This is a genomic window from Thermoanaerobaculum aquaticum (assembly GCF_000687145.1).
Classification (GTDB): Bacteria; Acidobacteriota; Thermoanaerobaculia; order Thermoanaerobaculales; family Thermoanaerobaculaceae; genus Thermoanaerobaculum; species Thermoanaerobaculum aquaticum.
This window is the reverse complement of record NZ_JMFG01000003.1, coordinates 1-24,161: the sequence shown is the minus strand read 5'-3', so window position 1 is coordinate 24,161 and position 24,161 is coordinate 1. Positions and strand designations below refer to the sequence as shown.

19 protein-coding genes and 2 pseudogenes are annotated in these 24,161 nt (G+C 64.3%); 4 read left to right on the top strand and 17 right to left on the bottom strand.

Annotated elements, in window-relative coordinates; genetic code table 11:
- The first annotated feature begins 460 nt into the window (after positions 1-460).
- Both EG19_RS01395 and EG19_RS01390 read left to right on the top strand, forming a co-directional pair.
- Positions 461-2,473 carry a hypothetical protein gene (locus EG19_RS01395; protein ID WP_038046612.1) on the top strand — a complete coding sequence of 671 codons (2,013 nt, stop codon included), beginning with the start codon at positions 461-463 and terminating at the stop codon, positions 2,471-2,473.
- A 161-nt stretch (positions 2,474-2,634) separates the two neighbouring features.
- A complete protein-coding gene (locus tag EG19_RS01390; RefSeq protein ID WP_038046611.1) occupies positions 2,635-3,069 on the top strand; it encodes a hypothetical protein in 435 nt (144 codons plus the stop codon).
- Positions 3,070-3,072: 3 nt separating this feature from the next.
- Here EG19_RS01390 and ftsZ read toward each other — a convergent pair whose 3' ends face one another.
- The 15 genes and pseudogenes from ftsZ to EG19_RS01320 form a co-directional block, all read right to left on the bottom strand.
- The gene (gene ftsZ, locus EG19_RS01385; protein WP_053334738.1) at positions 3,073-4,233 is read right to left on the bottom strand and encodes a cell division protein FtsZ; all 1,161 of its coding nucleotides are present in this window, start codon (positions 4,231-4,233) and stop codon (positions 3,073-3,075) included.
- Positions 4,220-5,503, bottom strand: a complete 1,284-nt coding sequence (gene ftsA, locus EG19_RS01380) for a cell division protein FtsA (protein ID WP_081799827.1) — start codon at positions 5,501-5,503, stop codon at positions 4,220-4,222. The genes ftsZ and ftsA overlap by 14 nt, the downstream gene beginning before the upstream one ends.
- On the bottom strand, positions 5,500-6,189 hold the full coding sequence (locus EG19_RS01375; protein WP_038046607.1) for a cell division protein FtsQ/DivIB: 690 nt from the start codon (positions 6,187-6,189) through the stop codon (positions 5,500-5,502). Before EG19_RS01375 ends, ftsA begins: the two co-directional genes overlap by 4 nt.
- Entirely contained in the window at positions 6,186-7,562 is a 1,377-nt protein-coding gene (murC, locus tag EG19_RS01370) for a UDP-N-acetylmuramate--L-alanine ligase (RefSeq protein WP_038046603.1), read from the bottom strand. The genes EG19_RS01375 and murC overlap by 4 nt, the downstream gene beginning before the upstream one ends.
- Complete coding sequence (murG, locus tag EG19_RS01365; protein WP_038046600.1) at positions 7,559-8,635, bottom strand: undecaprenyldiphospho-muramoylpentapeptide beta-N-acetylglucosaminyltransferase; 1,077 nt, start codon at positions 8,633-8,635, stop codon at positions 7,559-7,561. The genes murC and murG overlap by 4 nt, the downstream gene beginning before the upstream one ends.
- Positions 8,632-9,708, bottom strand: coding sequence for an FtsW/RodA/SpoVE family cell cycle protein (locus tag EG19_RS12160; protein ID WP_053334737.1), 1,077 nt, complete (start codon positions 9,706-9,708; stop codon positions 8,632-8,634). Before EG19_RS12160 ends, murG begins: the two co-directional genes overlap by 4 nt.
- The gene (gene murD / locus EG19_RS01355) at positions 9,701-11,038 is read right to left on the bottom strand and encodes a UDP-N-acetylmuramoyl-L-alanine--D-glutamate ligase (protein ID WP_235208684.1); all 1,338 of its coding nucleotides are present in this window, start codon (positions 11,036-11,038) and stop codon (positions 9,701-9,703) included. Before murD ends, EG19_RS12160 begins: the two co-directional genes overlap by 8 nt.
- Before the next feature lie 5 nt (positions 11,039-11,043).
- Positions 11,044-11,663 (bottom strand): annotated as a pseudogene (mraY, locus tag EG19_RS14380) (phospho-N-acetylmuramoyl-pentapeptide-transferase); the annotation flags it as partial.
- A 2-nt stretch (positions 11,664-11,665) separates the two neighbouring features.
- Positions 11,666-12,127 (bottom strand): annotated as a pseudogene (mraY, locus tag EG19_RS13980) (phospho-N-acetylmuramoyl-pentapeptide-transferase); the annotation flags it as partial.
- The gene (locus EG19_RS01345) at positions 12,127-13,479 is read right to left on the bottom strand and encodes a UDP-N-acetylmuramoyl-tripeptide--D-alanyl-D-alanine ligase (RefSeq protein WP_053334736.1); all 1,353 of its coding nucleotides are present in this window, start codon (positions 13,477-13,479) and stop codon (positions 12,127-12,129) included. The gene EG19_RS01345 and the pseudogene mraY (EG19_RS13980), both read right to left, overlap by 1 nt.
- A complete protein-coding gene (locus tag EG19_RS01340; protein WP_038046594.1) occupies positions 13,476-14,939 on the bottom strand; it encodes a UDP-N-acetylmuramoyl-L-alanyl-D-glutamate--2,6-diaminopimelate ligase in 1,464 nt (487 codons plus the stop codon). Before EG19_RS01340 ends, EG19_RS01345 begins: the two co-directional genes overlap by 4 nt.
- Positions 14,936-16,633: a peptidoglycan D,D-transpeptidase FtsI family protein gene (locus tag EG19_RS01335; RefSeq protein ID WP_038046591.1), complete on the bottom strand. Its 1,698-nt coding sequence runs from the start codon at positions 16,631-16,633 to the stop codon at positions 14,936-14,938. Before EG19_RS01335 ends, EG19_RS01340 begins: the two co-directional genes overlap by 4 nt.
- Complete coding sequence (locus EG19_RS13320) at positions 16,630-17,007, bottom strand: hypothetical protein (RefSeq protein ID WP_038046588.1); 378 nt, start codon at positions 17,005-17,007, stop codon at positions 16,630-16,632. The genes EG19_RS01335 and EG19_RS13320 overlap by 4 nt, the downstream gene beginning before the upstream one ends.
- Positions 17,004-17,930: a 16S rRNA (cytosine(1402)-N(4))-methyltransferase RsmH gene (gene rsmH / locus EG19_RS01325; RefSeq protein WP_038046586.1), complete on the bottom strand. Its 927-nt coding sequence runs from the start codon at positions 17,928-17,930 to the stop codon at positions 17,004-17,006. The genes EG19_RS13320 and rsmH overlap by 4 nt, the downstream gene beginning before the upstream one ends.
- Before the next feature lie 6 nt (positions 17,931-17,936).
- Positions 17,937-18,389, bottom strand: a complete 453-nt coding sequence (locus tag EG19_RS01320; protein WP_038046583.1) for a division/cell wall cluster transcriptional repressor MraZ — start codon at positions 18,387-18,389, stop codon at positions 17,937-17,939.
- A 470-nt stretch (positions 18,390-18,859) separates the two neighbouring features.
- Between EG19_RS01320 and mgtA the strand changes: the two genes are divergently transcribed.
- Together mgtA and EG19_RS01310 are read left to right on the top strand one after the other, a co-directional pair.
- Positions 18,860-21,508 carry a magnesium-translocating P-type ATPase gene (gene mgtA / locus EG19_RS01315; RefSeq protein WP_053334735.1) on the top strand — a complete coding sequence of 883 codons (2,649 nt, stop codon included), beginning with the start codon at positions 18,860-18,862 and terminating at the stop codon, positions 21,506-21,508.
- Entirely contained in the window at positions 21,508-22,302 is a 795-nt protein-coding gene (locus EG19_RS01310; protein ID WP_038046581.1) for a PTS sugar transporter subunit IIA, read from the top strand. The genes mgtA and EG19_RS01310 overlap by 1 nt, the downstream gene beginning before the upstream one ends.
- 3 nt (positions 22,303-22,305) lie before the next feature.
- Here EG19_RS01310 and EG19_RS01305 read toward each other — a convergent pair whose 3' ends face one another.
- On the bottom strand, positions 22,306-23,244 hold the full coding sequence (locus EG19_RS01305) for a peptidylprolyl isomerase (protein ID WP_038046578.1): 939 nt from the start codon (positions 23,242-23,244) through the stop codon (positions 22,306-22,308).
- Complete coding sequence (locus EG19_RS01300) at positions 23,241-24,050, bottom strand: peptidylprolyl isomerase (protein ID WP_152543841.1); 810 nt, start codon at positions 24,048-24,050, stop codon at positions 23,241-23,243. Before EG19_RS01300 ends, EG19_RS01305 begins: the two co-directional genes overlap by 4 nt.
- Positions 24,051-24,161: the final 111 nt, after the last annotated feature.

Sequence of the window (24,161 nt, the reverse complement as noted above, 5' to 3'; positions counted from 1 at the left end):
AACCCGCGCGGGAAGCTGTGGGACCCGCGCTCCGCGCGGGTTTCTATCCCCAAAGTGTGCGAGCCGCGCTCAAAATTGTGGGACCCGCGCTCCTGCGCAGTTCGTTTCTCTCTTTAGCCGCCGCGGAGCGGCGGCCCCACATTTCCGGCGATGGCCCCACAGAAAGAAAAAACTGTGGGACCCGCGCTCCCGCGCGGGTAAGCAATGAAAGCGCCGCGCGTTGGGAATCGCCCACGCTCCTTGGGAGGTTGCGCAGCCGCCTTTCCCGTCACGGGAAACCGTAGGGAGGTGCCACTCTGTTGGAAAAAAGGATGGCACCACGTGTGTGCGGGCCAGCTCTTGACGGAGCGAGATTTGCAACGCATATTATGACTCAATTCCGGTCTCGCTGCCGCCCCCAACGGGGGTGCAGAACACGGCTTCCAGGAGACGGCGACGATGGCCAGAGAGGAGGCTTTTTATGCGTCGCAGGGGTGTTGTTCTATTTCTGGCCGCGGCTCTTTTTGCCCTGGCCGATCCTTCGTTTGCCGGCTTTGCCGGCACGGACATCTACCTGCCGTCGGTGGGTTCGGCGGTGGGGGTGGCTCCCTGGTACACCACGGTCTGGGTTTACAACCCCAACACATCCCCGGCCACCGTCACCTTCTACTTTCTCAAACGCCAGCCCAACCCTTCACCCAGCTCCTACACGGACACCATTCCACCCGGCGATGTCAGGCGCTACGACGATGCGGTCAAGTTCATGTTTAACGAATCCACCTTTGGAGCCTTGCGGATCGTCTCCAACCAGAAGGTTCTGGTGTCTTCGAGGATTTACGCGCAAAGCTCGGGCGAGGGCCTTCGGGATTCGAAGGGTCAGTACTTTGGAGGGGTTCCAGCCTCCTTTGCCATTGGCATGGGGGAGAAAACCCACATTGTCGGGGTAAAGCAAACCTCCTCGGATAAGGCGTCTTCAGACTTCCGTTTCAACATTGGGGTTGTGGAAACCACGGGGAACAGCTGCACCGTGACCTTGCGGCTTTTAGATGAAACGGGGGCACCGGTGGGTTCTCCTCGTACCTGGAGTCTGGGTCCCCGGGAGCAAAAGCAGGACAACGTGTGGAGCTTGTTTGGGACCTCCATGCCCAACCATCAGGTGGAAATTGAGGTCACGGGGGGCTCAGGCAAGGTGATTGCCTTTGGCTCTTCCATTGCCAACGGCTCGGATGATCCCTCCACGGTGGAGATGCACTTTGCCGACAGCTTGCTTGCCGAAAACTCCGGTGGTGGCAGCGGCACCATCACCGGTGTGACGGCAGGGCAGGGGCTTACCGGAGGCGGAACTTCAGGAAACGTGACTTTGGCAGTGGCCAACGGCGGGATTACCAGTGGAATGTTGGCGGACAACAGCGTTACCTCGGCAAAGATTGTCGATGGCAGCGTGCAAACGGCCGACCTCGCCAACGCTGCGGTGACAGCGTCTAAGATTTCCGGCACTGGTGCCACCAGCGATCGGGTTTTGAAGTACGACGGCAGCGCGGTGGTGTGGGGTGTGGATGAGCAGGGCGGGCTGACCCTACCCTACAGTGGCTCCGCAAATACAGCGGGGCATGTGTTTTGGGTGACGAACGATGGATCGGGAACAGCGATAAATGGTAACAGCCCTTCGGGCACCGGTGTGAGGGGCTTTAGCAGCATGGACGGCACCGGGGTGTACGGGTTTAGCACCTCGGGAACCGCTGTCAAGGGCTTAACCACCAGCGGGTCAGCCGCGGTTTATGGGGACTCGGGAAAGAGTGACGGGCGGGGTGTGTATGGAGTAGCCAACTCGGCTTTAGCCATGGGCGTGCACGGCCACAGCGATTACGGCCGTGGCGTAGCCGGTGGCAGCAACACCGGCCGTGGTGTTTACGGCTGGACCGCAAGCGGCCTTGCCGGCTTTTTTGAGGGCAACGTGCAGGTTACCGCCAACCTTTTCAAGGGTGGCGGCTCCTTCAAGATTGACCATCCGCTTGATCCTGAGCATAAGTACCTCTACCACTCGTTTGTGGAGTCGCCGGATATGAAGAACGTTTACGACGGGAACGTCGTGCTTGACCAAAACGGCGAAGCCTGGGTGGAATTGCCCGAATGGTTTGAGGCGTTGAACCGGGACTTCCGCTACCAGCTCACGGCTCTTGGTGCTCCAGGACCAAGCCTTTACGTGGCCGAGGAAATCGCCCACAACCGCTTCAAGATTGCGGGCGGCAGGCCAGGCATGAAGGTTTCCTGGCAGGTCACCGGTATTCGCAAGGACCCCTTTGCTGAGGCTCATCGCATTCCCGTGGAAGAAGAAAAGCCCGCAAACGAGCAAGGGACGTACCTGCACCCCAAAGAATGGGGGCAGCCCGAAGAAAGACACGTCAATTACCAGGAAATCAGGCAAATGCGCGAGGAGCTGGGAAAGCTCGAGGAACAGCCAGAACCAAGGCTCGAGGGCAAGCCCCGGTCTTAACAAAAATCGGTCTTCAGTGAGGGAAACGGCCGTTTCGGCGTTGCGTGCTGCTAGCGCGCGTTGGAGAGGTCGTGGTGCCTGCCGGGCTTGGCCGGGGGGTCGCTTTCTGACGCGGAGGGAATGGGCTAGCCGAGAGCGGCGGCGGGTGCTATAAAGGAAGTATGTCGGATCGCAAGTACCGCCATCGGGGTTACCAGGACAGCGATTGGGAAGAACGGGAAAGGCAGAGGGAGCAGAGCCGCCGGGCGCGGGACGAAGAGCGCCTGGCCCCCCGCGGCCGGGGTTTGGGGGCCCCAACGGTTTCTGTCTTCCGCTGCCGAGTATGCGGGGAAAAGCAGCCGTTTACCAGCTCGGTGCCGCTGGAAGCCACCTGCTTTAAGTGCAAGACCGCTCTTCATTCCTGCGCCCACTGCTCGTTTTTTGATACCTCGGCACCCAACGAGTGCCTCAAGCCGGTGCTGACCCGGGTTCCCAACAAAAACGCTGCCAACGCCTGCCAGCTTTACTCCCCCCGTTTGGTGCAGGAGTTTGCCAGCGACGAGCCCTCCCTGAAAGACCCCCGCGCTGCCTTTGAAGCCCTCTTTCGCAAGCGCTGAGCCCTAGTCCAGCTGCTGCCGGAGCACCGTGGGCAGGTGGAAGTCATCGGGGCGAATCTGCACCCCAAAGTTGGGGGTGTCGCTGGTGGTGGGGAGGAAGGGGTTTAAGCTTGCGACCTCGCTTTTCTTGACCTCGGCGCGGCTTGCGCTTTTGTTTTCCGGTTGCTCCATGCCGGCAAAGCCGGTGGCAATGAGCGTGACCTGGATTTGGTTGTCGAAGTTCTCGCGCTGCACGTAGCCGAAGAGGTAGAGGCAATTCTCGGCGCACTGCTCGCGGATCCAGCGGGCCGCCTCCTTGATTTCCCCCAAGGTGGCGTCGGGTCCGGCCACAAAGTTGACCAACACCCGCTGGGCACCGTGCAGGGCAATGCCGTCCAAAAGCGGGGAAGCCACGGCGTTTTGCGCCGCTTCCAGGGCCCGGTGCTCGCCGGAGGAAACGCCAATGCCCATGAGCGCCATGCCGCCGCCTTCCAGCACCGCTTTGACATCGGCAAAGTCCCGATTGATCACACCCACCTCGTTGATGATTTCGGAAATGCCTTGCACGCCGTGGTGCAGTGCCTGGTCGGCCAGGAGGAAAGCCTCGGTAATGGTGATGTTGGCGGGGGCCATTTCTTCCAGGCGGGCGTTGGGAACCACGATGAGGGTGTCCACGCAGCCGGCCAGCTCAGCAAGCCCCTGCTGGGCAATGCGCATGCGCTCGCTGGCTTCAAAGGAAAAGGGAGTGTTCACCACCGCCACGGTGAGCGCTCCGGCTTCCTTGGCCAGGGTGCCAATGACCGGAGCGACACCGGTGCCTGTGCCACCCCCCATGCCGGCGGCAATGAACACCATGTCGGCGCCGGTGAGCACCTCTAGGAGCTCGTCGGTTTTGTTGAGGGCGGCTTCCTTGCCCACCTTGGGGTTGCCTCCGGCTCCCAGCGCCCGTCCGCGGGTGTTTGGGGTTTGCAGCTGGATCTTGGTGGGCGCCGCGCAGCGACTCAGCGATTGGGCGTCGGTGTTGACGGCAATGAACTCCACGCCTTTGACGCCGGCGCGGATCATGCGGTTGATGGCGTTGCAGCCGCCGCCACCCACCCCCACCACCTTCAACACCGCAGGCGATTGCTCTTCGTCGGGGACAATGGCGGGTTTTTCATCGTGGACATCGTCAAGGATGATCATAAGCACCCTCCTCCTTTTGTAGCTTTTTTACTCGGCTCAAGAGCCGGTCCAAAAGGCTTGGTTTTCTCGTTTGCAAACCGGCAGCTAAAGGTCCCACCCTCCCTTGGCTGGTTTGGCTGCCGAAGTGAAGCAAACCCAAAGCACAAGCGGCGGAACGCAGGGGGAACGGCGGCTGCGACAGACAGCTGGTGGCATCCTGCCAAGCCAGAGGCTCTCCCAACCGGGCGGGACAGCCAAAAACCGCACTGGCCTGCGCTTCGATGCCTTCCAGGTAGGAGCCCCCGCCGCACAGCACCACCGACAAGAGCCGCACGTCCCGGGTGAGCTGCTGGGTGTAGGCCATCCCCACCATTTGGAAGATTTCGGCCACTCTTGCCGCTGCCGCCGTACACACCTTTTTCCGGGAGACCTTGGTGGTGCCTCCCCCCAGCACCGGCAGCAGCACCACTTCTTCTTCGTCCACGGTGTCCAAAAGCAGCGTGACCTTGCTCTTCTTCACCTCTTCTGCAGCTTGGAAGGTGGTGCCGAACAGCTGCACCAGGTCGTCGTTGAGCTTTTGCGCACCGAAGGGCAGCGTGCCGGTGGCTACGACATGGGAGCGGTGCCAGAGGGCAAAGTTGGTGGTACCAAAGCCAAAGTCCACCACCAGAGCGCCCAGCGCCTTTTCCTCAGGGGTCAGCACCGCCAGGGAGGCCGCGACCGGCGCAAAGAGGAAACCCTCCACCGCCACCCCGGCGTCGTTGATGGCCTTTTCCAGGGTGCGCAGGGGCCCCTCCTTGCTGGAGAGCACCAGGGCGTTCATGGAAAGCCGGCTTCCCACCATGCCCTCGGGGTTGACCAGGTGCTCCTGGTCGTCCAGGGTGAAGTCGTGGGGGAGCACGTTCAGCACCACGTGCCCCGGCGGGAGGTTTTGCCAGCGGGCGGCGTCCCACAGGCGCTGGAGGTCCTTGGCGGTGATGGGTTGCCGGCGAGGGGCAATGGGCAGCTCGGGGTTGGTGTTTTTGCCCACCACGTAGGTTCCCGCCACGCTTACCCAGGCCCGCTCCATGGGCATGCGGGCGGAGGTTTCCGCTTCCTGCACCGCTTCCTTGATGCGCTCCACCACGCTTTTGAAGCCCACCACCTGCCCGGCCTCCATGCCCTCGGGCAGCGGCGCCATGCCGGCTCCGCGCACCACCAGCTCCCCCTCCGGGGTGACTTCGGCCATAAGGGCCAAGACCCGGGAGTTCCCCACATCCAAAGCCGAAAGCAAGGTGTCGCTGGCCATCATTCGCTCACCACCGGTTGCACAAAGACCTTGCCGGCCACCCGCAGGTCCAGGCGGGCCACCGGGCCGAGGTTTGCCTTGTTCCACGCCAAAAGCACCTGCTTCGCGTGCACCAGGGTTTCGGGGCGTTGGGGATCCAAAACCACGGTGAGGGGCTCGTGGGCAAACAGCACCGCCACATCCCGGGCCCCCAGCCGCTGGCAGCTGACCACCGGCTGTCCCCAGGTGGCGGCCAGGGTGGGCAGGATGCTGAGCACCCTGGCCCTTTCCTCGGGGTAAGGGGCAAAGCCGGAAAGCTGGGGAAGGTCAAGCTCGCCGCCGGCGGGCCCGAGGATCTTCCCTTGGGCGTCCACCAGCTGCCAGGGCTGGCCGTCGGTGAGGATCGCCGCCGGCGTTCGCTCCTGCACCAGGCAGCGGATGCTGCCGTCCAGCCCCACCACCACCTGGGCATCGGCCACCCACGGCACCGCCAGGAGCTTTTCCCGGAGGGTGGAGGCGGAAGCCAAGAGCGGCGGCTTACCCAAAGCGTCCTCCAGCGCTTTGCCGATGGCGGTGGCATCGAAGCGGCGAACGCCCACCACCTCCACCTTGTGCACCTGCCACGCTTGCGCCAAAACTCCGGCGCCCAAGAGGGCCAACAGGAAAACCAGGGCTTTGAGCCAAAGGCGAGCCGTCCATCGCCTGGTCATACAGCACCTCCTCGCACCAAGGCGTTGGCCAACTCCACCACGTTGCCGGCCCCCAGGGTGAGCAGCACATCGCCGGGTTGCAACAGCTGGGGAAGGCTTTCGGCTGCCTCCTGGAGGGAAGGCAGCGCCTCCACCCGCCGGTGCCCGGCGGCCTTGGCGGCGTCCACCACCAGTTGGGCGGTCACCCCGGGGATTGGGCTTTCGCGAGCGGGGTAAATGGGAAGCACGAAAGCCACGTCGGCTTCCAAAAGGGCCTCGCCAAACTCCCGGGCGAAGGCCTGGGTCCGGGAGAAGAGGTGGGGCTGAAAGACCACCACCAGCCGCCTCCCCGGAAACCTCTGGTGCGCGGCTTGCAGGGTGGCCATCACCTCGGTGGGGTGGTGGGCGTAGTCGTCCACCACCGTCACCCCGTTCACCTCCCCCTTGATTTCGAAGCGGCGGGCCACCCCCGAAAAGGAGCCCACCGCTTGCACGATGGTGGAGAAGGGCACCCCCATTTCCAAAGCCACGGCGCAAGCCGCCATAGCGTTGGACAACCCGTGCCGGCCAAAAAGCGGCACGGAAATTTCCCCCAGCTCCTGCCCGGAAAACACCAGGCGGGCTCTTGCCCCCTGGGGGGTGAGCTCCCACAGGCGGGCGGAAAGGTCCGCCTGGGAGGTGAAGCCGTAGGTGAGGGTGCGCCGGCGGATGTGGGGCAAAAGCCGCCGCACCCCGGGATCGTCCAGGCAGGCCACCACCGCACCGTAAAACGGCACCGAGTTGGCAAACTCCACGAACGCTTCTTCCATGGCCGCCACCGTGCCGTAGGTGTCCAGGTGCTCGGCTTCCACCGTGGTGATGACGGCAATCACCGGGTGCAGGGCCAAAAACGAGCGGTCAAACTCGTCGGCCTCGCACACCAGGAACTCGCTGTGGCCCAACCGTGCATGGGCCCCCAGGAAGTGCACCCGTCCACCAACTACCACCGTGGGGTCCAGCCCTGCCTGCGTGAGGATGAAGCCCGAAAGCGAGGTGGTGGTGGTTTTGCCGTGGGTGCCGGCCACCGCCACCGTCCACTTCAGGCGCGAGACCTCCCCCAGCATTTCCGCCCGGCGGATGACCGGGATCCCCCGCTGGTGGGCGGCCTGCACCTCGGGGTTGCTCGCTGACACCGCCGAGGAAACCACCACCACGTCCACCCCGGCCAGGTGCTGGGGATCGTGGCCCAGGCGGCAGGAAACCCCCAGCTGGGAAAGACGCATGGTGGTTTCGCTTGCGGCCAGGTCGCACCCCGAAACCTCAAGCCCTTCCTTTTGCAGGATTTCCGCAAGCCCGCACATGCCGGCGCCGCCAATGCCCACAAAGTGCAGGTGCCGCACCCGCCCGAAGTTCATGCCGCCACCTCCACCGGTTTTCGGCTGAGCCGGACCAGCACCCTCACCACCTCTTCGGTGGCGTCGGGGCGGGCCAAGCCCTTGGCCTGGGCTCCCTTTTCGGCCAAAGCGGGCAAATCGGCAAAAACCGAGCTCAAGAGGCTGGCCAGGGCCGAAGGAGAAGCTTGCCTTTCCTCCATGATCCAGGCGGCACCGGTGGCGGCCAGGGCTCGGGCGTTGGCCAGCTGGTGACCGTGGGCCGCCTGGGCGAAGGGGATGAGGATGGCCGCGCGTCCGGCGGCGGCCAGCTCGCAAACCGTGAGCGCCCCCGCCCGGGCCACCACCAGCGGAGCTTCCCGCAGCGCTTCCCAGGGCTGGGCGAGGAACCCCACCACCTGGGCCGGCACCCCCAAAGCCTGGTAGCGGGCCCTCACCTCCGCTTCCCACCTCTCACCGGCCTGGTGCATCACCTCCGGCCGCAGCTCAGGGGGAATGAGCGCCAAGGCTTCGGGCAAGAGGCGGTTGAGCACCTGGGAGCCCTGGCTTCCCCCCAGCACCAGAAGCGAGCGCTTTTGCGGAGCAGGGGGCACCTGGAAGAACTCCTGGCGCACCGGGTTTCCGGTCCAGCGCGCGGGGAGCGAGGGGAAGGCCTCCAGCGCTTGGGGAAAGCCGCAGGCAATAGCTGCGGCCCACGGCGCCATCAAGCGGTGGGTGACCCCCGGCCAGGCGTTTTGCTCCTGAATCACCAGCGGTGTTCCCGCGGCAGCGGCCGCTGCTGCCCCGGGAAAAGCGGCATAGCCCCCCACCGACAAAACCACGTCTGGCCGCACCCGGGCCACAAACGCCCGGGCCGACAAAAACGCCGGTCCCAAACGCAAAAGGCTTTTCACCTTGGCGGCAAGCTTCACCCCCACGGCGCCGGAAACCGAAAGCAGCTTGTGAGGGATGGGGAAGTCCGCAAGCTTTTTAGCTTCCAGCCCGCCTCGGGCGCCCAGCCAGAACACCTCGGCCCCAAGGCTTAGAAGCCTTTGGGCCACCGCCAAGCCGGGGTAAAAGTGGCCACCGGTGCCGCCGCCAGCCACCAAAACCCTCATGAGCCCTCCTTCTCCACGTTCAAAACCAAACCCAGGGCCACCAGGTTGGCCACCAGGTCCGAGCCCCCCGCGGAAATGAGCGGCAGGGGCAACCCCTTGGCCGGGGAAAGGTGCAGGCAAACCGCCACGTTGAGCAGCACCTGCAGGGCCAGCTCGAACCCTAAGCCGCAGGCCAAAAGCGCCGCGGCGCGGCTGGGGGCTCTGGTAGCGGCCACAAAGCAGCGGGCCACGATGAGGGCCAGAAGGAACAGCAGTGCCAGCGCTCCCAGAAACCCCAGCTCCTCCCCGGCAATGGCAAAGATAAAGTCGGTGTGCGGCTGGGGGAGGAAGAAAAGCTTCTGCACGCTGGCCCCCGGTCCCCGGCCGGCAAGGCCACCGCTTCCCAGGGCAATGAGCGCTTGCTGCACCTGGTAGGTGGTCCCGGACAGGAAGCCCAAAATCCGGCTCATGCGGTAAGGCTCGGCCAGGATCCCCACCACGGCTACGGCAAGGACCGAAACGAACGCTGCTGCCAGGGCCCCCGGCCGGGTGTCGGCCACCACCAGCATGGCGGTGGCGGTGCCGAGCAGCAGCAGGGTTGTGCCCAGGTCCGGCTCGAAGTAAACCAAAGCCGCGGTGATCATGGTGAGAAAGCCGGTGAACACCAGGTAGCGGTTTTGCTCCCGTCCACGGACGGGCATTTCCGCCAGCACCGAAGCCAGGGCCAGGGGCAGCACCACCTTGGCCAGCGCCGAGGGCTGCAGGGAAGCCCCCGGTAAGCGCAGCCAGCGGTGGGTTTGCGCCACCTCCGGCTGGAAGTAGGGGATGAGCAACAAAACCCAGGTCACCGCCAAAGCCCCCAGGGCCACCGGCCGGGAGAGGAGCTTCTCCAGGGGGGCAAAGGCGAAGGCCAGCATCAAAACGGTGCCGATGACCCAGGCCATGATTTGGCGGTAGGCAAAGTCCCAAGCGGGGAGCCCGTAGTAGTCCCTGGCCAGGGGAGCGGAAGCCGAATAGACCAAAGCCACACCCGAAAGCGCCGCCACCAGCGTGGAAAAGAGCAGGAAGCGGTCCAGGTGCTTGCGTTTAGGCATTCTCCTCCCCCGCAAGCGCATGAACCAGACGGGCAAACTCGTGCCCGCGGTGGGCGTAGTCGTGGAATTGATCGAAGGAAGCGCAGGCCGGCGAAAGCAGCACCACATCCCCGGGCAGAGCGCAGAGGTGGGCTATCCGCACCGCTTCTTCCAAGGTGCCGCACTTTTCCACGGGCACTACGCCGGTCAACGCCTTCTCCAGTTCGTCGGCGGCCTGGCCAATGAGGTAGGCGCGCAGCACCCGCTCCCGCACGGCAGGAATGAGCTCGCGAAAATCCTGCCCCTTGCTCAGGCCACCGAGGATGAGGTGCACCCGCCGGGGTGGATAACCGGACAACCCAGCGACCACCGCGCCCACGTTGGTGCCCTTGGAGTCGTCCACGTACCGCACCCCGTTGATTTCCGCCACCAGCTCGTGGCGGTGGGGGAGGGAACGGGCGGCACGCAAGCCGGCGACGATGGCGTCCCGATCCAGGCCAAACACCCGGCAGGCCAAAGCGGCAGCCAGCGCGTTGGCCACGTTGTGGTCTCCAGGCAACGGCAAGGCCTGGCGGGCCATGAGCACCCGGCCTTGCAGCATGAGATGGGTGCCGTCAAAGCAAGCTTCGGCATCCTGGCAGCGGAGCGAATAGCCGTGGCGCTGGGCGCGTGTGGCCAGCGAGGCCACCTGGGGGTCGTCCTGGTTGATCACCGCATGATCGTCGGGGGTTTGAAAGGCGAAGATCTTGGCTTTGGCCTGGCGGTAGGCTTCCATGGAACCGTGGCGATCCAGGTGGTCGGGGGAAAGGTTCAGGAACACCGCCACCTTGGGTCGCAGGCTCTGGGTCAGCTCCAGCTGGAAGGAGGAAAGCTCCCAAACCATCACCTCCCAGCCACCACGCAGCACCATTCCCGAAGCGGCAGGGCCCAGGTTGGCGCCCACCGCAACCTTGAAGCCGGCGGTTTTGAGCACCAGGCCCAAAAGCTCGGTCACGGTGCTTTTGCCGTTGGAGCCGGTCACGCCGATGATGGGGGTGGAGCCGGCAAAGCGGAACGCCAACTCCACCTCGGGGATGACCTCCAAACCCCGGCGTTGCGCTTCCTGCACCAAGGGCGCGCTGGGGGGAACCCCCGGCGAAACTACCACCCCGTCCACGTCAGCCAACACCTCCGGTCCTACCTCGCCCAGGTGCACCTCCACCTCGGGGGGAAGCTCCGCCAGGCGGAAGGCAAGCTCTTCCCGGGAAGCCCGGTCCGCAGCCCGCACCTCCACCCCTTTAGCCCGCAAAAGACGGCAGGCATCCACCCCCGAAACCCCCAGCCCAATGACCAAAGCGCGACGCCAGTGCAATCCGCTCATCGTAGTTTCAAGGTGGCCAAGCCGGCCAAGGCGCACATGGCGGCGACGATCCAGAGACGCACCACCACCTGGGTTTCCGCCCAACCCGAAAGCTCAAAGTGGTGGTGCAGGGGAGACATGCGGAAGATGCGCTTCCCCCGCAGCTGGAAGGAGGCCACCTGCAGGATCACCGACGCAGCTTCCGCCACAAACAACCCTCCCACAATCACCAGGGCCAACTCCTGCTTGGCAATCACCGCGGCAATGCCAATGGCTGCCCCCAAGCTCAGGGAGCCCACATCGCCCATGAACACCATGGCCGGGTGGCAGTTGAACCACAAGAAGCTCAAACCGGCCCCCACCAAACCGGCGCAGAACACCGCCACCTCCCCAGCCCCCGCCACCGCCGGCACCTGCAGGTACTGGGCAATTTTCGCGTGGCCGGCCACATAAGTGAAGATGGCAAAGGTGCCGGAAGCCAGGAGGCTGGCGCCTATGGCCAAGCCGTCCAGGCCGTCGGTGAGGTTGACGGCGTTGGAGCAGGCCACCAGCACCAGCATCACAAAGGGGATGTAGGCCCAGCCCAAATCCAGCTGCACCTGCTTGAAAAACGGCACGTAAAGCTTGCCCGCGTGGCNNATGGCCGGCCACCAGCCGTACGAAAACCGCCGCCAAGGCCCCGGCCACCAGCTGCAGCCCCAGCTTCTGCCAGGCCCGCAAGCCCAGGTTTTTCCCGCGCTGGACCTTCAGCCAATCGTCCAAAAAGCCGATGGCCCCGAAGGCCAGGGTGGTGCCAAAGGCCACCCACACCCAGGGCTCGGTGATGTCGGCAAACAAAAGCGCCGCCACCGAAACCGCCGTCAAGATCAAAAGCCCCCCCATGGTGGGGGTGCCGCTTTTGGCCCGGTGGGAGGCCGGTCCCTCTTCACGGATGGCCTGGCGGATGGCAAGCTTCTGGAGCAGGGCGATGAGCCGGGGGCCCAGCACCAGGCCCACCAAAAGCGCCACCACCACGGCCAGGGCCGCGCGAAACGTGATGTAGCGAAACACGTTGAGCGGGCTCCACAGCTCCCGCAAATGCCAGGCCAGGAGGTAAAGCATCAGCCCCTCCCCGCCAAAAGCGCCGCCACCAGCCGATCCAGGCCAATGCCCCGCGACCCTTTGATCAGCACCACATCGCCCTCCCTGAGCTCGTTTTGCAGGACCTCTTCCGCTTCCTCGGCGGAAGCCACATACGTACCTTCGGTGCCAAAAGCCTCGGCCAAAACCCTGGCGTTTTCTCCGCCCACGGCAAACAGGCGGTGGCAGAGCCCCCGGGCTTTGGCGCCAACTTCGCGGTGGAAATCGGGTGCTTGCGGTCCCAGCTCCAGCATTTCGCCCAGCACCGCCACTCTTCTTCCCGGCGTTTGCGCCAAAAGCTCCAGCATGCGGGCCACCGCCACCGGTGAGGCGTTGTAGCTGTCGTCCACCAGGAGCGCCCCCGAGGGCAAGCGGTGGACCTCCCCCCGGTGAGGTTGGGCTCGCAGCTTTCCGGCGGCAGCCGCCAGCTCCTCCACCGGGACGCCCAGGGCCCGGGCCAGGCACGCTGCCCCCAGGAAGTTTTCCACCTGGTGCAGGCCGGGCAAAGGCAGGTCCACCGCAAACCCGCCCAAAGGACCCGCCAGCGTGAAGCTGGTGCCCAAAAGCCCCCGGGAGGCCAGCTGATCGGCCCAGACATCGCTTTTCCCCGGCAACCCGTAGCTGAGTTTGCGCCCGGAAAACCGCGAAGAAAAGCTTTCCTGGTAAGGGTCGGTGGCGTTGAGGACCAGGACCCCCTGCGGGTCCAGGAAGGGGATGAGCTCCGCCTTGGCTTCGGCAATGGCCTCCACGGAGGGGAAAAACTCCAGGTGCACGGGGGCAATGCGGGTGTACAGCAGCGCCTGCGGGCGCAGCACCTCCCCCAGGCGGGTAAGCTCGCCTTTCCGGCTCATCCCCGCTTCCGCCACAAACCATTCCACATCCTGATTGAGGTTGCACATTTCCGCCGGCAAGCCCAGCTGGGAGTTGCGGCTCCCCTGGGTCTGGGCGACGCGGAAGCGACGGGCGAGGAGCGCGGCCAGCATGCTTTTGGTGGTGGTTTTTCCCACGCTGCCGGTGACCGCCGCCACCTGGAAGCCGGCTTCCTGCCGGAGGCGGCTGGCCAGCGCTTGCAGGGCGCTGACGGTGTCGGACACCACCAGTTGCGGCAAGGGGGCGTCTACCGGCCGCGCCACCAGGGCAGCCACGGCCCCCCGGGAGGCCGCTTCGGAAACGAACAGGTGCCCATCGGTTTTCTCGCCGGGGGCAGCTACGAAGAGGTCCTGGGGCCGCACCTGCCGGGAGTCAAAGGCCACGCCCTCCACCCACAGCGTTTCAGCCCCTTCGGGAGCCGGGCACCCCAACCACTGGGCGATGGTGGCAAGGCTAACCCTCATGCCAGCTTCCTCCGCTTGGCAAGCTCCAGCGCCACCTCCCGATCGGAAAAGGGCACCGTGCGATCGGCAAAGATTTGCTCCTGCTCGTGCCCTTTGCCGGCAAGCACCACCACCGAACCCGGCTCGGCCAGCCTTAGGGCGGCGTCAATGGCGTCCCGGCGGTCGGGAAGCACCAGGATCCTGGGGTTGGCCACCGGGGCTGCCCCTTCCAGGATTTGGGCAATGATGGCCATGGGGTCCTCGCTTCTGGGGTTGTCCGAGGTGACGATGGGGACATCGGCTAAGCGAGCGGCCATCGCCCCCATGAGCGGCCTCTTTCCCTGGTCGCGGTCCCCCCCGCACCCAAACACCACGATGAGCCGGCCGGGGGTGAGGGGCCGCAGGGTGGTCAGCACCTTTTCCAGGGCATCGGGGGTGTGGGCGTAGTCCACAAACACGTGAAACGGCGCGTCCAGGGGCACGGGCTCCAGCCGGCCGGGAAGCGGTTTGGCTTCCGAAAGGCCGGCAACCACGGTTGCAAGCGGCACGCCCAGGGCCACCGCGCAGGCCGCCGCCGCCAGCGCGTTTTTCACGTTGTGCTCGCCCACCAGCGAAAGGCGTACCGGTGCCTCCCCTTCGGGGGTGACCAGCGTAAAGCTGCTGCCGTTTAAGCCCAGGGAGACGTCTTTGGCCGTTACATGGGCGGCGACACGCAGGGCAAAGGTCACATCCCCGGGGCGCTTTTCCGCCACCACGGAAGCCAGGGCCGGATCGTCGGCGGGGAGCACCCGACGTCCCGGTGGGGCGCTGCGCAGCAGGTCAAAGATTTGCCGCTTGGCAGCAAAGTAGGCGTCCATGGTGCGGTGAAAGTCCAGGTGGTCCTGGGTGAAGTTGGTCCAGCAAGCCACATCGAAGGCAAGCCCGGTGACCCGGTGCAAAACCAGGGCGTGGGAGGAAACCTCCATCACCGCGCAGGCACCCTCCTGTTGGGCCAGCTCGGCCAACAGCGGGGCCAGGTCGGCGGGCTCCGGGGTGGTGCGGGTGCCGGGGACCTCCCGGCCGGGGAGGCGGTAGCCCAGCGTGCCAAAAACCCCCACCGGCCGCCCGAAAGCCTTGAGGATGCGGGCGGTGAGGTCGCACACGGTGCTCTTGCCGTTGGTGCCGGTCACCCCCACCATGGTGAGTTTGTCCTGGGGGTTTCCGGCCAAAAGCCAGGCAGCTCTGGCGGTGGCGGGCCTGGGATTTTGCGCCACAATCCAGGTAACGCCAGCACCCGGGTCGCGATCGGAAAGCACGGCGGCAGCTTTGCGGGCCAGCGCTTCGGGGAGAAACTCCAGGCCGTGATGATGGTGCCCCGGCAGGGCGGCAAAGATCCAACCGGGTTGCACCTTTTGCGCCACGTGGGTGATCCCCGAAACCTCCAGGGAGCCGTCCCCGCGGAAGGTGCAGCCCAAAGCCGCCGCCAGCTTCGCCACCTTCATGCTACCCCCTCCACCTTGGGCACGTGCCCAAAGAGCTGCAAGAGGCGGGCGGCCATGCGGCCAAAGGCCGGGGCCGCCACCTCCGCGGCCCAGTACGTAGCTTCCGGCTCGTCCACACAAACTACCAGTACCATGCGGGGCTGAGGCAGCGGGAAAAAGCCGGCAAACCAAGCCGCGTGCCGGCCGCTCTTGTAGCTGCCCTCGACCGCTTTTTGCGCGGTTCCGGTTTTGCCCGCTACCCGGAAACCGGCCACCTGCGCGGCTTTTCCGGTGCCCTCGGTGACCACCCGCTCCAGCATGCTGGCCACCGCCGCAGCCACGTCCGGGGCCAGCACCCGCCGGGGTGTGGGTTGTCCCCCCGCCACCACGGTGTGGCCGGTGGCGTCCCGCACCTGGTGGATGAGGGTGGGTCGCACCAGCAGGCCACCGTTGGCAAAAACCGCATAGGCGCGGGCCAGCTGCAGCGCGGTGACGCTGATTTCTTGGCCCAGCGCCAAACCTGCCGGCGTGAGCGCCGACCATGACCGGGAGGAAAGCGGCCGGTAAAGCCCCGGTGATTCCGCCGGCAGCTCCACCCCGGTGGTTTTTCCAAACCCAAACGCCTGGATCGTTTCGTCCAGGGTGGTTGCTGGGGTGCGCAGCGCCAGGCGAATGGCCCCGGCGTTGGAGGAAAAGCTCAGCACCTGGGCCAAAGGCAGGATCCCGTAGCGGGCGTGGTCGCGGATGAAAAACCCCGCCACCTGCACCCCACCCCCTGAGCAGTCCACCAGGCTGTCGGGGCGCACAACCCCGGCCTGCAGGGCAGCTGCCACGACGATGGGCTTAAACGTGGAGCCTGGTTCCAGCACGGTTTCCACCGCCCGGTGGTGCCAGGTCTCCTTGGGGTAGCTGGCGAGGTTTTGGGGGTCGTAGGAGGGGAGGGAAGCCAAACCCAAAATTTCCCCGGTGGCGGGGTCCATGGCCACAGCGGTGGCGCCCTTGCCCCCCACTTCCTCCAGGATGCGGGCTAGCTCTTCCTCGAGGATCCACTGCACCCGGGCGTCCAGGGTGAGCACCACCTGAAAGCCGGGGCGCCCGGGCTTTTCCGTTTGCTCGTCCAGCTGGGTGGGGATCCTCTTGCCGTCGCGGGAAAGCCGCACCAGGGAAGCCTCCCCGGCCAAAAGGTTCTGACAGGAAGCCTCCACCCCCGCTTGCCCTTGTCCTTCGGCGTTAACAAAGCCCACCACCGGCGCGGCAAAGGTGCCCATGGGGTAAAGCCGCTGTTGCCAGGGAAGCGTACCCACCCCCCGCAGGTTCAAGCGTGTCACCGGCTCCACCACCTCCGGGGAAAGCCCTTTGGCCAGGTAGAAAAAGCCGTTGCGCCGCTGCATTTCCGCCAGCACCTGGGGAGGTGTGCGCCCCACCAGCGGGGCTAGCTTTTGGGCTACGAGGCTCCAGCGGTCCCTGGGGATGCGCTTGGGGTTCACGTAAATGGCGACCTTTTCCACCGAACCGGCCAAAAGCAAGCCGTCGCGGGTGGTGATGGTGCCCCGGGGGGCATCCACGGGTACCAGGGTTTCTTGCTGTTTTTCCGCTTCGGAAAGCCACAGCTCATGCTGCACCAGCTGCACGTAAGCCAACCGCACCACCACCACCGTGGCCCCGGCCAAAAGGCCCGCGATCAGCAGCTGGAAGCGCCGGGGGTTGAGGGTCACCGCGTTCCTCCCGGGTTTTTTGTGGGGGTGGGGGCCACCAGCTCCCCTTGGGGCGTGAGGTACAGCACCTGCTCCGGCTGGGGCAAGCTCAAACCCAGCTGGGGGAGGGACTGGGCCAGGCGGGAGGGGGCCAGGAGCCGGTGTTTGGCCAGCTCCAGCTCTTGCACCTGTCTTTCCAGACGGGCCGTTTCCTTCCGGAGCTGGGCAATTTCGTAAGCCAGGCGCACCCGCTCCTGGCGGGGAAGGGCGGCGGAAATCAGCACCACCGCCACCAACCCCCCGTAGGCCAGGGAGGTGAGGAACCACCGCCACCACCCCTGGTCCAGTTTGGGGCGCAGCCAGGCGTTCTGGGGGCGGTAGCTGATGATGGTCATGGCTTCTTCTCCACCGCCCGCAGCTTGGCGGAGCGGGCCCTGGGGTTTTGCCGCACCTCTTCGCTGCTCGGGAGAATTGGCTTTTTGGTCAGCACCGACAGCAGCTCTTCGGGGTTACAGCGGCAGGTGGGGGTGCCCGGTGGGCACACGCAGTGCCCGGAAAGCCGCCGGAAGGTGGTCTTGACGATGCGGTCTTCCAGCGAATGGTAGGCCAGCACCAGAAGCCTTCCTGCCGGCCGCAGGGATCGCGCCGCCTCCTCCAGCGCCGGCGAAAGCCCGGAAAGCTCGCGGTTGGTGACGATGCGCAAGGCCTGGAAGGTACGGGTGGCCGGGTCCACGTGCCCGCGCTTGGGACCGGTCACCGACCACACCACCCGGCGCAGGTCCAGGGTGGTGCGCAGGTGGCCCTGGGAAAGCGCCCGCAAGATGGCCCGGGCAATGGGGCGCGCCTTTTTCTCCTCGCCGTAGGTGGAAAGCCACGAAGCCAGCTCCGGCTCGGAGGTGGCGCTGAGGATTTCCGCAAGGGTCGGTCCTTCCCTAGCGAATCTCATATCCAGCGGTCCCTCCAGGCGAAAGGAAAAGCCCCGTTCGGCCACATCCAGCTGCAGGGAAGAAACCCCCAAATCGAAAAGGACCCCGGAGGGCGCGAGCCCCCGTTCTGCCAGAAGCTCGGAAAGCGCGCTGTAGGAGGCCCGCACCAGCTCCACCCGCGCCCCGAAAGGGGCCAGCCGCTTTTGCGCGTAGGCCAGCGCTTCCGGGTCCACGTCCAGCCCCAGGACCTGCGCCTGGGGAAAGGCCTGCAGCAAGGCCTCGCTGTGCCCCCCCAAGCCCACGGTGGCGTCCACCAACAGGCCAGTGCCGCAGGGGCGGAAAAGCTCCACCACCTGCTGCACCAGCACCGGAAGGTGACGGGGCTCGGCCATGGTCTTTCATTGCTCCAGCGCCGAAAGCTGCTGCAGCTCTTCGGGGGTGAAGGCCCGGGCCAGCTCGGCCCTGGCCCGCTCGCGGGCCACCACGCCAAAGAACTTGCCCCGACCGGAAACCACCACCTCGCCGTTGATCCCCACCGCTTCCCGCAGCAGCGCGGGGATCAGCACCCGTCCCTGGCTGTCCACCTCCTCCTCTTGCCCGTAGTTGGCGTGCTCCATCAGCCGCTGGACCAAGGGGTTGAGGGAGGGCTGGGACAAAAAGCGGCGTTCGAACTCCTCCCATACCGGCAGCGGGTAAACGCGGAGCTCGGAGGGGTCAAAAGAGGTGATGAACACCTGGTTGCCGTACCACTGGGCCAGCTGTTCCCGCAGGCGAGCCGGCAGCTTCAGGCGACCTTTGTCGTCAATGCTGGCCTGGAAGCTCCCCCGGAAAAAGCCTGTCGCCCCGTTCATCTTCGCCTGCCACAGCGAGTGGCCCACCTTGGTCCACTTCGCTCCACTTTTGTCCACTCCCATCTTGGAGCCGGAAGAACCCGATGTCAAGTCCCCGGGGCTGCCCGGGGTGGTGTTCCACCTTGCTGTGGGGCTCCTGGCCGGGGGTGTTTTCAGGAGGCGCCTTGGGGCTTATACTTGCCCTGCCGCTGGTGGTTACCGGCGGTGGAGGGTACACGATGGGCGACGCCGATGGCAGTCCAAGTAGCTTGAGCCTCCCGAGGCTCGTGGTTTCCCACCGGTGCCGGCTTCGCCCCGTGGCTAGGAGCGTGAAGGCGAACGTCCATTAGCCTTGCCGTTCACCTCTAGCCTCGCGGGCGGAAGGCGCCGGAAGAGGGCTGGAGGTGGACGGTGGAGAAAACCCCGAAGTTTCATCGGCCTACAGGCGGAAAAAGGGTAGACGCGCTAACGCCGCTGCGGGAGGGGCACTGATGCCGCCTCAAGGCAAGGCGCCGGTGTCCAGGCGCAACGCCGCGGTGGGGTGGCGTGCGGCCAACCAGGAGGACAAGGAGTTCATCCGCTTCTGCTCGCTGCCCCTGGAGCAGGCTTTGCGCGAGGTGGGTTCGCGCCTTTCCGGCCTCACCGCCGAGGAAGCCGAGGAAAAGCTCGCTCACTTTGGCCCCAACGAGGTGAGCCAGCTTAAAAAGCTCAAGCCTCTGCAGGACCTGGTCAAGCGCTTGAAGAGCCCGCTGGTGCTGCAGCTTTTGGTGATTGCTGCGGTTTCGGCAGCCATTGGCGAAGCAAAGTCCACGGTCATCGTCAGCGCCATGGTGCTGCTGTCGGTGGGGCTTTCTTTCGTTTTGGATCGCCGCTCCAGCCAGGCGGTGGAGCGCCTGGGCAAGCGCGTGCAGTCCCGCACGCTGGTGCTGCGCGATGGGCAGGAAACCGAGGTACGCATTGCCGAAGTGGTGCCTGGTGACATTGTGGTCCTGCACGCGGGCTCCCTTATCCCTGCCGATGTGCGCCTCATCACCGCCAAGGACTTTTTCGTAAGCGAATCGGCGCTCACCGGTGAGTCCCTGCCGGTGGAAAAAACCGCTGCCGTTCCCCCTTCCGCCCCGGCCACGAGCCTGGAGCTGCCCAACGCTTGCTTTTTTGGCACCTGGGTGGAGAGCGGAACCGCCCAGGCCCTGGTGCTGCGCACCGGCCAGCGCACGCTTTTTGGCGCCCTGTCCCAGCGCTTGGCCGAGGAACGACCGGAAACCGATTTCGACCGCGGTGTGCGGGACTTCACGTTCCTCATGATGCGCATGATGCTGGTCATGGTGGCCCTGGTTTTCCTCATCGTTGGGCTTACCAAGAAAAACTGGGTGGAAGCGCTGCTGTTTGGCCTTTCCGTTTCCGTGGGCTTAACCCCGGAAATGCTGCCGATGATGCTCACGGTGAACCTGGCCAAAGGGGCGCTTTCCATGGCCAAGAAAAAGGTCATCGTCAAGCGTCTGCCGGCCATCCAGAACTTTGGGGCGGTGGATGTGCTGTGCACCGACAAAACCGGCACCCTCACCCAGGATCGGGTGGTTTTGGAAAAACACGTGGATATCCTGGGCAACCCCAGCGAAGAGGTGCTCAACTACGCGTACCTCAACAGCTTCTTCCAAACGGGCCTGCGCAACCTCATTGACCGGGCCATCCTCGAATACGCCGATTTGGACACAAGCGAGTGCCGGCTGGTGGATGAGCTCCCCTTTGATTTTCAGCGACGGCGCATGTCGGTGGTGGTGGAGTACGAAGGCGATCACGTGTTGATTTGCAAGGGAGCGGTGGAAGAAATATTTTCGTGCTGTAGCCGTTATCAAATCGAAGACGAAATATATCCGATTGTTCCTGCTATTCGTGCGGATTTATTCGAAGAAGTGGAAAAGCTCAACCGCGACGGTTTTCGGGTGTTGGGCATAGCCTACCGGGAGTTTGGGCGGGAAAAAACCACGTTTACCGTGGAAGACGAAAGCGATCTCATCCTTTTGGGCTACATTGCGTTTTTTGATCCCCCCAAGGAATCCGCCGATGAAGCGCTGAAGCTGTTGCAAAAGGCTGGGGTGCAGGTGAAGGTGCTCACCGGCGACAACGCCCTGGTCACCGAAAAGGTGTGCCGCGACGTGGGCCTTTCCGTGGAGCGGGTGGTCACCGGCGCGCAGCTGGCTTCCCTTTCCCCCGAAGAGCTGGAAAATGTGGTGGAGGAGGCTCAGGTTTTTGTGAAGCTCACGCCCACCCAAAAAGAAGAGGTGGTAGCGGCGCTGCGCCGCAACGGGCATGTGGTGGGGTTTTTGGGTGACGGCATCAACGACGCGCCGGCCTTGCGGGCTGCAGATGTGGGCATTTCCGTGGATTCCGGGGTGGATGTGGCAAAAGAAGCGGCGGACATCGTGCTTTTGGAAAAAAGCCTTTTGGTGCTGGAAGAAGGCATCATGGAGGGGCGCCGGGTTTTTGCCAACATCATCAAGTACATCCGCATGGGATCCAGCTCCAACTTCGGCAACATGTTTTCGGTGCTGGGAGCAAGCTATCTCGTGCCGTTTCTCCCCATGAAGCCGGTGCAAATTCTGGCCAACAATTTGCTCTACGATTTTTCCCAAACCGGAATTCCCACCGACCGCGTGGACGAAGAGCAAGTGGCCAAGCCGCTTCGCTGGCACGTGGAAAACATCAAGCGGTTCATGCTTTTCGTTGGCCCGGTGAGCTCGCTCTTCGATTATGCCACCTTTGCCCTCATGTGGTTTTTCTTTGGCTGCCGGGAGTTTTTGTCTCCGCAGCTTGACGAAGGAAGCCGCCAGAGTTTGGTGAGTCTTTTCCAGACCGGGTGGTTTGTGGAATCGCTTCTTACGCAAACCCTCATCGTCCACATTATCCGCACCAAAAAAGTGCCGTTTTTCCAGAGCCGGCCTTCTTCTTCCATGCTTTTGGCCACGCTTTCGGTCATGGTTCTGGGTGTTTGGCTTCCCTACTCGCCTTTTTCGCAAACGCTCGGGCTTGTGCCGTTGCCGCTGTCCTATTGGCTCTGGGTGGCGGTGTTTTTGCTGGCCTATGGGGTGCTGGCCCACCTGGTCAAGAGCTGGTTTTTTGCCAAATTCGGAGGTGAATGATGGATACCATTCTCGATGCACTGCAGGAGGGGCGTTTGTTTGAGCTGCCTCACGCTGACAAAACCGAGGCCCTGCAGTTTTTGGCCCACATCATTGAGGCATTCCCCGAGGTTCCCGCCGGCACCGACGTTTTTGGCTACGTGTTGAAACGCGAGGAGGCGGCCAATACCGGTTTGGGCAAAGGGTGGGCGTGCCCCCACGCCCGTCTCCCTTTTGACGAGGATTTAAAGTGCGTGATTGGCTGGAGCCCTTCGGGAATTGACTACGGTGCCCCCGACGGCAAACCGGTGGTGCTGGTGGTCATGTACCTGGTTCCCGAAAACCAGCGCAACCACTACCTGCGGGAAATTTCGCTGTTGGCCAAGGCCCTGCAAACCTACCCGGATTTGGAGAAGATTTACGAAGTCAAGGACCTGGACGACGTCCGCAACTACCTCCTGGACCTGGTGGACGCCTCCAAGCGCACCGTGGGCCCCGATACCCGGGCGCGCATGATCCGCCTGCAGGCCAAACCTGTTCCCGAGGCCTTTCTCCTCCCTGACCTTTCCAACTTGGCGGTGGAGCCGCTCACGGTGGTGGCGGCTCCGGGGCAAAAGCCCATCATCCTCACGCAAAGCCCGGGTTTGCTGGCGGCGCTGGAAGGGGCCAGCAACTTGGCCGAGCAACTGGCGGAAAACGGGCTTTATCACAACGGCGGCTGGCGGGTTTTGCGCCACGGCACCGTTTCCTACCAAGGGGGAGTTACGGTTTTCGAGTGCCTGGCGGTGAAAATGGTAGGCGGTAAAGGGAAATAGCCGTTAAAGCGAGAAGTACTCGGGGTGAACCTCCACCACGTAGCGGGTCTTGAGGTTGTCCACCACCGAGCGCAGCCTTTGCCGGTAGCGCCGGTCCATTTCCTCCAGGCGCAGCTGCTCCACCACCTGGGAGAAGGGCTTGTAACTGCTGGGAATGCGGTTTTTCACGCGGATGACGTGAACCCCGGCGGGGTGAGCAAAGGGATCGCTGACCTCTCCCGTTTGCAGGTTTGCCACGGCTTTGGCCACCTCCTCCCGCAGGTCGGGAAGGGCAATTTCCCCTAAATCGCCGCCGCTGGCGTCACCCTTTTTGGTTTCTTCGGCTACGCTTTGCGAAAAATCAGCACCGGCGCGCACCGCCGCCACCAGGCGACGGGCTCGCTCCCACTGGCTTTCGGCGTTGCTGCCGTCCGACTTAATGGGGAAAAGCACGTGCTCCAGGTGCACCTTTTCCGGGATGGCAAAGCGCTCCTTTTCCTTTTCGTAGCGGCTCTTCAGTTCTTCCTCGGTAATCGGCAGCTGACCCACTTCCTTTTGCAGCGTGCGGTTGATGGTGATGGTGGCTTTCAGGCGCTCTTCCAGCTGCTTTCGGGTCATGCCGAGGTTGGCCAAAAGCTCGTCAAAGGCTTTATCGTCGGCAATGTGGTTTTGCTCCTTGAGCTGAGCCACCGCAGCTTCCACGTCGGCGCGCTCCACCTCGATTTTGAGCTCGGAAGCCCGCTCCAAAAGGCAGAGCTCATCCACGGCTTCCTGCAGGAAGGTGGGGATGTCTTCCGGCGTGAGCTTTTTGCCGGTTTCAGCCGCTCGTTCCACCGCCCTTTGCCGCAGGTCCGAAACCGTGAGGATGCGCTCGTTCACCCGCACCACAATGGCTTCCAAGAGCCTCTTTTCGGCGGCTGCCGGGGCGGCCAGCAGCAGCAAGAGCACACAAAAACGCTTCATGGTTCCTCCCCAAAGGGGTTGCGGCAGGGAAACGGGGCATCCTGGCAAAACACCTTCACCTCCAGCTTGCGGGCCAGCTCCTTCAAGCACCGGTTGCGGGCTTCTTCAACCTTTTGGGCTAAAAGGCGCTGGCGAACGCTTTCCGTGGTGGTGGGGTCAGGCCCCTGTTGTTTTTTTTCCACGTAAAACACGTGCCAGCCGGCGGGGGATTGCACCGGCTGGGAGTACTGCCCCACGTCCAGCCCGCCGATGGCCGCTTCGAACTCGGGGGGGAGCTGCCCCTTTTCCACCCAGCCGATGGCTCCACCGGTGGCGGCGTTGGGGGCCCGGGAGAGCTCCCGCGACAGGGCCAGGAAATCCTCCCGCCGTGCCAGGCGCTCCCGGGCTTCCTGGGCTTGGGCTTTGCTCGCGAGGATGAGCTGGCGCAAAAACACCCTCTCTTTTACCTCGCCCCCGCTTTCTTGCGCTAAGGCGCTTTGCACCTCCTGGTCGCTGGGAGGTGGGGGAGGGGGGCAAAGCTGCACCAAAAGCTCACGGGCCCGTTGCGAGCGTTGGGGCTCGGCCAGGGCGCGGTCACCGGGGTTTTGCGAGGCGGCCAAAACCACCTCGGTTTCCAAAAGGTCCACAAAAACCTGGGCCACCAGCTCCGGAGCCACCTGGGAGGCCGGCCTTTCCGCCACCCGCTCCACGGCCTGGTGCACGTCGTTTAAGGTGATGGTTTTCCCTGCCACCTCGGCCAGGGGGCCGGGACCCCGGTGGCACGCCGTGGCTAAAAGCAAACCGCCAACTAAGGACTGTTGCCGCACGGCCGCCAGTGTAGCAAAGGCCACAACCCAACGAGAAAAGACACCTGCGCAGGAGCGCAGTTCCCGCATTTTTCTCTCTCTTGTGGCGCCGCCGCAAGAAATGTGGGGCCG